A 9,169-nucleotide genomic window follows, 5' to 3' on the forward strand; every position below is an offset into this window, starting at 1 on the left:
CCTCCGCGACGGAGACGAGGTAGATTGTGCAGCCGGTTTGAGGTCCGAGGACTTGTGACGCTGATTATTTTTCAGGGCGTTGAAGGCGTTGGGCTTTCTCGTGGCGCTGGCGGGGATACACGCGGCTGGATCCCCGCAAATCCCCCCCTCCCAGAGGGAGAGGGGGAACGTCAAGTATTCGCACGTATTCGTCTATATTCATCGCGCACGGAAATACATCCGGCACGTCTTCGCCAACATCGAAAACTAGGTAAATGACCTGATTGACACCCCCAAACCCGGGGAGCAGGTTTTCGCCATTATGGCGCCGCTTGACGGTTTGCCGCCAAGCCGATCGCCATCCAGGATGGCCTCGCTATGCACAGTTTCACTTGCGCATCCCCCATCGGGCGGATGCGAGATCTCGCCGGCCACGGCGAGCGAACCCTCATGCCGCCTCGCCGGCGACACCCTGTCCAGCGAGGCTGGATCGCGGCCGGCGTCGCCGCCCTGGGCCTGACGCTGTCGGCGACGCCCAGCCTGGCCACCGATCTGCGATACGCACCGATGTCGCCCAACTTCGGCGGCTTCAATCCGGTGGCCTTCCAGATGGCCCAGTACAAGAAATCACTGGAGGCCGCGGAAGCGGCGGCCGAGGCCGCGGCGGCCCGCGCGGCGACGCCCAGCGATCCCAACCAGGCCTTTGTCAACGCCATCGTCTCGCAGCTCAACGGGATCGTCGCCCAGACCATCGCCCAGAGGATCGCCAACGCCCAGAACGGCCAGGCCGGCACCATCCAGTCCGGCTCGGTGACCATCACCTACATCAATTCGGACGGGCAACTGAGCGTGACCATCACCTCGCCGACCGGCACGACCACCCTGGTCATCCCCGCCGGCGGGGCTTGAACGTGCGGGGGGCCGCAGCGCTCGGCGGACTGATCGCGGCGACCGTCCTGGCCGGCTGCGTGTCGGCGCCGGTCACCCCGCCGCAGGTGGTGGTTCAGCCGCAGATCACCCTGCCGCCCGCGCCGCCGCGCGCCCTGACCGTCGGCGTCTACAGCTGCATCGACACCTCGGGCCAGCGGCGCCCGACCCGTCTGCCGCAGGAGCTCAGCACCGCCGTTCCCATGGACTGCACGCCGTATCTGATCGACGCGGTGCGTTCGGTGCCCAGGGGATACGTCTTCCTGGTGGAACGCCAACACGTCGACGAGCTGTTGCGCGAACGGCAACTGGCCACCCTGGCGCTGAACACGCCGCCCGAGACCGCCGCCGCGCCCGCCGCCGGCCTGGAAGCGCTCCCGCCGCCGCCCGCGCGGCGCCTGATCACCCTGAGGGTCGCCGAGATCCTGCTGATCGGCCAGGTGGTCGCCTATGACCGCGCCACGCGTCAGGTGGCCGGCGGCGTGGCGGTCAATTCCACGGGCGGCAGCGGCGAATACGTCACCGACCTGGTGACCTTCAGCCTTCGGGCCGTGGCCGTCCAGACCGGCGAGGTCCTGGGCCAGACCACGGTCAGCAAATCGGTCACCTCGCTGTCGATCGGCGGGCACATCTCGAAAATCTACACCGCCGACGTGGTGGAGCTGGAGTTCGGCGGGGCGGGCAACGAGCCCGTCGGCCTGGCCCTGGGCGCCGCCGTGCGCAGCGCGCTCATCGCACTGATCAACCAGGGGCTTCGCGACGGATGGTGGTCCTGAACGAGTCCCATAAAAAGGGAGTGAGGAAATGCCACAGTCTCAATTCACCAGGGGCCGTAGAGGCCGCCTGGCGCGAACGGTCCGAACGCTGCTGATGGCGTCAGCCGCCTGGCTGGCCGCCGACGCGGCCCTCGCCGCCAACACGCTGAACATCGACATCAGCGGCGGCGGCACGGTGCGGTCCCTGCGGATCCGGCAGGACAATGTCGGCCCCACGCATGTGATCAGCGCCAACGGCGCCACCAACGGCGCGGCCCTGCCCGTGCGGGGCGCCTGGAACACCATCGCCATCACCCAGATCGGCCAGAGCAACACCCTGGCCGGCGCGATCACGTCCAGCGCCTCGACCACCGCCGCGCTCAGCCTCACCTATGGCGCGGCGGCGACCGGCGGCAACAACCACCACAGCCTGACCATCGGCGGGACCACGGCGCCGGTGAACCCCAGCGTCACGGTGGCCGTCGTCAATTCCGATCCCACCAACGCCGCCAACACCATCACCGACGTGCTGGACGGCTCGAGCCTGACCTACGCCCTGACGCTGAACGGGGCCGACAACGTGATCAGCAACACCCTGGCGGCCACCGGCGCGGTCAGCCTGACGGAAACCATCAATGGCGGCGCGCTGGGCGTCGGCAACACGGTCACCAACGCCATCACCGGCGCGACCTCGATCACCGGCTCGATCACGATCGCCTCGGACGACAACGAGGTCACCAACACCTCGAACGGGGCGGGCGCCAAGACCTTCAGCGTCACCCTGCCGAACGGCGGCGCGGACGGCAACACGATCAGCACCGACTTCACCGGCGGCACGGGAACCCAGATCTCGAACCTGACGGTGACCGGCGTGACGTCGCGCGTCGACTACGGCGTCGTGGCCAGCGGCGCGGGCTCGACCGTCAACGCCACGCTCAGCAACGCGGTGGGCGCGGCGGGGGCGGCGGGCGTGGTGCGGGTCGTCCAGACCGGCAGCGGCGCCTCTCTGGGCCTGACCGTCAACGGCGGCGCCTTCACCATGGGCTCGGACACGGTGGACAGCCTGACCGGCGGCATCCTGGTCACCCAGGCCAATCCCGGGGCCAGCGCGACCCTGATCGTCACGGCGGGGGGCGATGGCTACACGTTCGCGATCAGTCAGTAGCGCCAGAGCCCTGGCTTTTGCGTTGGCGGCGGGGGTCGTCCTGACGACGCCCGCCGCCGTCCGCGCCGCGACCCTGCTGATCTGCAGGGTGTACGACACCGCGACCCCGCCGATCCGCGCTCTGGTCGTGCCGGCCGGTTCGCTGTTTCGCGACACCGGGCGGTCGGACGATCCGCTGGCGGCCTTCACCGGCGACGCCTGGTCCCTGCGGCTGGAAACCGTGGGCGACACGGTGATCCCGTCGCTCCGCGCCTGCGCCCGGGCTCCGGTGCGGATCACCAGCGACTCCAGCGTCAAGGCGGTGTCGGCCAACGACAATCGGACCTTCGTCTATGCCGGCTCCAACCTGCTGCTCGACGCCCCCGAAGGCTCGGAGGAGATCTTCGGCCTGACCGGCAAGGTCCTCGACCAGGCGCCCTGAGGCCGGTCGGACGGGAGAGCGTCGGACGGGCCGTCGCGCGAGCCGAATGTCTCACGCGCGACATCGAAGCGTGGCCGTTTCGCCCAACCGACGCCTTGCTTGCGCCACGCGCTGCGGCCAAGGTGGCCGACTTCCAACGCTCCTATTCAAGGTCGCACATGATCCGCGTTTCGCGCCTGGCGCTCGTTTTCTCGGCCGGGCTCAGCCTCTCCGCCTGCGCGACCCTGTCCCACCTGACGCCCGGCGGCGGCGACAAGGCGGCCGCGCCGGCTGCGACGCCCAAGGGTCCGGCCGCGCCGGCGGCCTCTGGCGCCCCGACCATCGACCAGGTGAAGTCCGGCCAGTGGCCGCAGGCGGTGTCGGACGTCGCGCCCGATCCGCGCGTGCGGTTCGGCGTCCTGCCCAACGGCCTGCGCTACGCGATCCAGAAGAACGCCACCCCGCCCGGCCAGGCCGCCCTGCGCCTGTGGTTCGACGCCGGCTCGCTGGACGAGACCGACGCGCAGCAGGGCTTGGCCCACTTCCTGGAGCACATGGCCTTCAACGGGTCGAAGAACGTGCCCGAAGGCGAGATGATCAAGATCCTCGAGCGCCACGGCCTGTCGTTCGGCGCCGACACCAACGCCTCGACCGGCTTTAGCGAGACGACCTACCAGCTGGACCTGCCCAAGACCGACGACGACACGGTCGACACCTCGCTGATGCTGCTGCGCGAGGCGGCCGGCGAACTGACCATCGCCCCCGACGCCGTCGACCGCGAGCGCGGCGTGGTGCTGTCGGAGGAACGCACCCGCGACAGCCCAGGCTATCGCACCTTCGTCAACACCTTCGGCTTCCAGCTGCAGGGCCAGCGCCCGCCGCAGCGCCTGCCGATCGGCAAGACCGAGATCCTCAAGGCCGCCCCGGCCCAGACTATCCGCGACTTCTATCAGGCCTGGTACCGGCCCGAGAACGCCGTGGTCGTGGCCGTGGGCGACTTCGACGTCGACGCCATGGAGGCCAAGATCAAGGCCCGGTTCGGCGACTGGAAAGGCCAGGGCCAACCCGGCGTGAAGCCGGACCTGGGTCCCGTGGCCAAGCGCGGCCTGACCGCCAAGGTGCTGGTCGAGCCCGGCGCCCAGACCTCGGTCCAGATGGCCTGGATCGCTCCGCCGGATCTCGAACTGGAGACCAAGGCCAAGGACAAGGAAGAGCTGGTCAAGGCCCTGGGCTTCGCGGTGCTGAACCGCCGCCTGCAGGTGCTGACCCGCTCGGACGCCCCGCCGTTCATCGTCGCCGTGGCCATGCAGAACGACCAGGAGCACGCCGCCGACATCACCACCCTGGCCGCCACCGTCCAGCCGGGCCACTGGAGCGAGGCCCTGACCGCGCTGGAGCAGGAACAGCGCCGCATCGTCCAGTTCGGCGTGCGCCAGGACGAGCTGGATCGCGAGATCGCGTCGATGCGCGCCGGCTTCGTGGCCGCCGCGGCGGGCGAGGCCACCCAGCGCACCACGGCCCTGGCCGGCGCCATCGTCGGCACCCTGGGCGACCGCGAGGTCGTCACGAGCCCTTCCCAGAACCTCGTCGTGTTCGACGAAGCCACCAAGGGCCTGACCGCCGACAAGGTATCGGCCCTGCTGAAGGCCCAGTTCGTCGGTTCGGGTCCGCTGATCACCGTCCCGACGCCCACCGCCATCGACGGCGCCGAGAAGGCCGTGACCGACGCCTACGCCGCCTCGGCCAAGACCCCGGTCGCCGCGCCGGCCGCGCCGGGAGTCACCAACTGGCCCTATGCCAGCTTCGGTCCCAAGGGCGTGGTCGCCTCGCAGACCGACGTCGCCGACCTCGACACCGTCTTCGTGCGCTTCGCCAACGGCGTGCGCCTGACGGTCAAGCCGACCAAGTTCCGCGACGACCAGATCCTGGTGAAGGCCCGGGTCGGCCACGGCCTGCTCGACCTGCCGCCCGCCAGCCAGAGCCCCCTGTGGGCCGGCTCGGCCTATATCGAGGGCGGCCTCAAGCAGATCAGCACCCAGGACATGGAGCGGGTGCTGAACGGCAAGGTGTGGAACGCCGGCCTGGGGGTCGAGGACGACGCCTTCAGCCTGTCGGGCCGCACGCGTCCCGAAGACCTGGACACCGAGCTGCAGGTGCTGGCCGCCTACGCCACCGAGGGCGGCTGGCGCCCCGAGGCGTTCAACCGCATCAAGACCTATTACGGCACGATCCACGACCAGCTCGAGTCCACTCCCGGCGGCGTGATGGGCCGCGACCTGGGCGGGCTGCTGCACGGCGGCGACGGCCGCTGGACCTTCCCCACGCGCCAGCAGATCGCCGGCGCGTCGCTGGACCAGCTGAAGGCCTCGGTGTCCGGCCCGCTGGCCGCCGACTCCATCGAGGTGGTGATCGTCGGCGACATCACGGTCGACAAGGCCGTGGCCGCGGTGGCCCAGACCTTCGGCGCCCTGCCGACCCGCGCCGACACGCCGGCGCCCGCCGGAGCCGAGACGTCGCCCTTCCCCGCCCCCTCGGCCACCCCGATCGTCCGCACCCACAAGGGCCGAGCCGACCAGGGCCAGTTGTTCATCGCCTGGAAGACCGACGACCTGTTCAGCGACCTGCAGCGGGCCCGCAACACCCAGGTCCTGGCCCAGGTGATGCAGCTGCGGCTGACCGACGAACTGCGCGAGAAGCAGGGGGCGACCTATTCGCCCTCGGCCTCGGCGACGGCCAGCGTGACCTTCACCGGCTGGGGCTATCTGGCGGTCAGCGTCGAGACCCCGCCCGACAAGATCGACGGCGTGATCGCCAGCGTCCGCCAGATCGCCGCCGACCTGCGTAGTAAGCCGGTCACCGCCGACGAACTGGAGCGCGCCAAGAAGCCGCGCATCGACCAGATCGAGAAGGCCCGCGAGACCAACGAATACTGGCTGGGCTCGCTGGCCGGCGCCCAGACCGACCCGCGCCTGCTGACCGCCACCCGCTCGGTGATCGCCGGCCTGCAACGCGTGACGGTCGCCGACGTCCAGAAGGCCGCCCAGACCTTCCTGGGCGACGACAAGTCTTGGACGATGATCGTCAAGCCAGAGGGGAAGTAGGGGCCTGACCCGGCCGCTTCAGTCGACGCTGGGAGACAGCACGATCGCCACCTCGCCGTCGGGCCGCTCTTTGCGGGCGAAGGGCTGTCCGCCGGTCTCGATCACTCGCGTCAGGTCACGCACCAGGACCTCGTCCGTGGGGATCTTGCTGTAAAGCCGGACGGCGGTCGCCACACGCGCCTCCACCGCGACGAGCGCGTAGGTCGGCCCCGACACCGACCGCGCCCCGCCGAACCCGGCGCCGAACGCACCGGTCATGTTCTCCACCGGAACCWGCACGAGGACAGGCTTGTCGGGCGAGGTCGGGATCGCGCGGCGGAGAAGGCGTTCGCTGTTCTCGCCGCCCAGCGTGTAGGCCTCGCCGGCGGCCTGGAACCGCGCCCGCGTACAGCCAGCTTGCTCCCTGGCGGACGCCAGCGCGGGTTCTGTGAGGACGGGGTCCAGCGCGAAGGCCCAAAGGGTGTAGCCCGTGGGATCCTTCTTGTAGTCGAGCCTGACCGGGCGGCTGGAGGCCTCGCCTTGGGTCTCGCAGGGTCCCGCGACCGCCACCGTCGCCAACAGGCACGCACTCGCCGCGATCACCGCGCCCAACTTGATCATGATCCCGTCCCCCCGCGGCCCGCTCGCGGTCCGCCTATATCGAGGTCAGAGTTCCACCTGGCTCCTCGACTGTCCAGCTTGCCTCCCGAAGGGGTCAGCGACAGGCGGCCAGGCGGATCGGCGCGGGCGCCGCCGGCGTCGGCGATGCGCAGACGCCATACGCCGCGAGCCCCCAGACCGCCGCCAGAGCCAGCCATTGGGCGAGGGTGACAGCGTGGGGCGGCGCGGGTTTCATGCCGGCGGTTATCTGATGCTTGTCCACGCCTGAATAACGACTTATCAGCGAGCATCTGTGAGGTTTCGTCACATGGCCGCCCGCTCGCTTCCGCCGCTCAACGCCCTGCGCGCCTTCGAGGCGTTCGGCCGGCGTGGCCGGATGACCCTGGCGGCCGACGAGCTGTGCGTCACCCACGGGGCGATCAGCCGGCAGATCCGCCAGCTCGAAGACCATCTCGGCGTCGCCCTGACGGCGGGGCCGCGCAACAACCTGGCGCTCACCCCGGCCGGCCTGACCCTGGCCCAGGCCCTGACCCAGGCCCTCGACCAGATCGACGCCGCCCTGCCGCGCGCCCCGGCCGAAGACGCCCCCGGCCTGGTGGTCTCGTGCCTGCCGACCTTCGCGATGAAGTGGCTGATCCCGCGCCTGCCCGGCTTCGTGGCCGCCCACCCCGACATCCCGGTGCGGATCGTGGAGTCCAACGGGCCGTTCGATTTCCGCGCCGACGGCATCGACCTGGCGATCCGCATGCGCCTGCCCGACGCGCCGCCCTCGACCGACGCCGAGGTCACGCCGTTCCTGAAGCACTATATCGGTCCGGTCACCTCGCCGACCCAGGCCGCCGGCGTCGGCGATCTGGAGGCCCTGTCCGCCCTGCCCCGCCTTCACACCCGCACCTTCCGCGACAGCTGGGCCGAGTGGGAGGCCGCCGCCGGCGCGACCTTGCCGCCCGCCGCGGTGAACCGCGAGTTCGACCACTATTTCTACATGCTGGAAGCGGCCGCCGCCGGACTGGGCGTGGCCATGGGTCCCTGGGCCTTCATCGAGGGCGACCTCGCCGCCGGCCGGCTGGCGGCCCCTCTGGGCCTGATCCCCGGACGGACCCTGATCTGCGCCCTGACGCCCAAGGGCAAGGCGACGAGGTCGGCCCGCCGGTTCCGTGATTGGCTGCTGGCCGAGGGCGCGGCGACCCCGCCGCCGCCTCCAGCCGGAGCGGGTTCTCAACAAGCTGGACCGGCCTTGGGCGCAAAACCCCTTACACTTTCGCGTCCGGCCCTCTAGTTTCCGGCGACCCCCCGCGCCCCGCGCGCCCCACCGAGATCAGGAGCCCGTCATGGACGCCGCCACCATCGCCAAGCTCGAAGGCCATCTGAAGCGCACCTTCGGCAACCCCCACATCGCCCTCAAGGCCCGCCCCAAGCAGAAGGATTCCGCCGAGGTCGAAGTGGCCGGCGAATTCATCGGCGTCGTCTTCCAGGACGAGGACGAGGACGGCTCGTTCATGTTCGAGATGGCGATCCTGGCGGAAGACCTGGAAGGCTAGTTCGACTTCCGACTTGCCCCCACCTGGCGGCTTCGCCGCCTGTCCGCCCCCATAGGGGGCGGAGGACGCCGCGCTAAAAACCTCTTCCCCCTATGGGGGAAGACGGTCGCGAAGCGACCCGTAGGGGGCAAGTCAAGCCGCGCCAACCACCAAAGACCGACGCACCATCAGCGACGCCCCCGCCGCCAGCAGGCCCGCGACGCCGGCGATGATGAACGCCTGCAGATACTGCCCCGACTGCCCGCGGATGAATCCCGCGCCGATCGCCGCCGTCGCCGCGCCCAGCTGGTGGCCGGCCCCGATCCAGCCGAACACGATCGGCCCGTCGCGATCCCCGAACGCCTCGGTGGCCAGGCGCACCGTCGGCGGCACCGTGGCGATCCAGTCCAGCCCGTAGAACACCGCGAACACCGACAGGCTCAGGATCGAGAAGTCCGAGAACGGCAGGTAGATCAGCGAGAGCCCGCGCAGCGCGTAGTAGACGAACAACAGCTTGCGCGGGTCGTAGCGGTCGGTCAGCCAGCCCGAAGCCGTGGTGCCGAACAGGTCGAACAGGCCCATCAGCGCCAGCAGGCCGGCCGCCTTCACCTCGGGCATGCCCCGATCGCCGCAGAAGGCGATCATGTGCACGCCGATCAGGCCGTTGGTGGTCAGGCCGCAGATGAAGAAGCCGCCGAACAGGAGCCAGAAGGTGCGGGTCC

9 protein-coding genes are annotated in these 9,169 nt (G+C 70.2%); 7 read left to right on the plus strand and 2 right to left on the minus strand.

Annotation, left to right across the window (positions count from 1 at the left end):
- Positions 1-429 precede the first annotated feature (429 nt).
- From AC1DZ6_RS12000 to AC1DZ6_RS12020, 5 genes are all read left to right on the plus strand, one after another.
- The gene (locus tag AC1DZ6_RS12000; RefSeq protein WP_477097407.1) at positions 430-888 is read left to right on the plus strand and encodes a curli assembly protein CsgF; all 459 of its coding nucleotides are present in this window, start codon (positions 430-432) and stop codon (positions 886-888) included.
- A 2-nt stretch (positions 889-890) separates the two neighbouring features.
- The gene (locus tag AC1DZ6_RS12005; protein WP_477097408.1) at positions 891-1,682 is read left to right on the plus strand and encodes a CsgG/HfaB family protein; all 792 of its coding nucleotides are present in this window, start codon (positions 891-893) and stop codon (positions 1,680-1,682) included.
- 94 nt (positions 1,683-1,776) lie between these two features.
- Positions 1,777-2,826: a beta strand repeat-containing protein gene (locus AC1DZ6_RS12010; RefSeq protein ID WP_477097409.1), complete on the plus strand. Its 1,050-nt coding sequence runs from the start codon at positions 1,777-1,779 to the stop codon at positions 2,824-2,826.
- A gap of 22 nt (positions 2,827-2,848) precedes the next feature.
- Positions 2,849-3,247 carry a hypothetical protein gene (locus AC1DZ6_RS12015; protein ID WP_477097410.1) on the plus strand — a complete coding sequence of 133 codons (399 nt, stop codon included), beginning with the start codon at positions 2,849-2,851 and terminating at the stop codon, positions 3,245-3,247.
- 158 nt (positions 3,248-3,405) lie between these two features.
- Complete coding sequence (locus AC1DZ6_RS12020) at positions 3,406-6,327, plus strand: M16 family metallopeptidase (RefSeq protein ID WP_477097411.1); 2,922 nt, start codon at positions 3,406-3,408, stop codon at positions 6,325-6,327.
- Between the two features lie 18 nt (positions 6,328-6,345).
- On the opposite strand, the gene AC1DZ6_RS12025 is transcribed toward AC1DZ6_RS12020, so the two are convergent.
- Positions 6,346-6,927, minus strand: a complete 582-nt coding sequence (locus AC1DZ6_RS12025; RefSeq protein WP_477097412.1) for a hypothetical protein — start codon at positions 6,925-6,927, stop codon at positions 6,346-6,348.
- 307 nt (positions 6,928-7,234) lie between these two features.
- On the opposite strand from AC1DZ6_RS12025, the gene AC1DZ6_RS12030 reads away from it, so the two are divergent.
- Both AC1DZ6_RS12030 and AC1DZ6_RS12035 read left to right on the plus strand, forming a co-directional pair.
- Positions 7,235-8,206, plus strand: a complete 972-nt coding sequence (locus tag AC1DZ6_RS12030; protein ID WP_477097413.1) for a LysR substrate-binding domain-containing protein — start codon at positions 7,235-7,237, stop codon at positions 8,204-8,206.
- Between the two features lie 52 nt (positions 8,207-8,258).
- On the plus strand, positions 8,259-8,468 hold the full coding sequence (locus AC1DZ6_RS12035) for a DUF3126 family protein (protein ID WP_426014792.1): 210 nt from the start codon (positions 8,259-8,261) through the stop codon (positions 8,466-8,468).
- Positions 8,469-8,600: 132 nt separating this feature from the next.
- Here the strand turns inward: AC1DZ6_RS12035 and AC1DZ6_RS12040 are convergent.
- A partial coding sequence (locus AC1DZ6_RS12040) for an MFS transporter (protein WP_477097414.1) occupies positions 8,601-9,169 on the minus strand: 569 nt, incomplete at its 5' end.

It is taken from the genome of Caulobacter sp. P1_B12_2 (genome assembly GCF_056406675.1).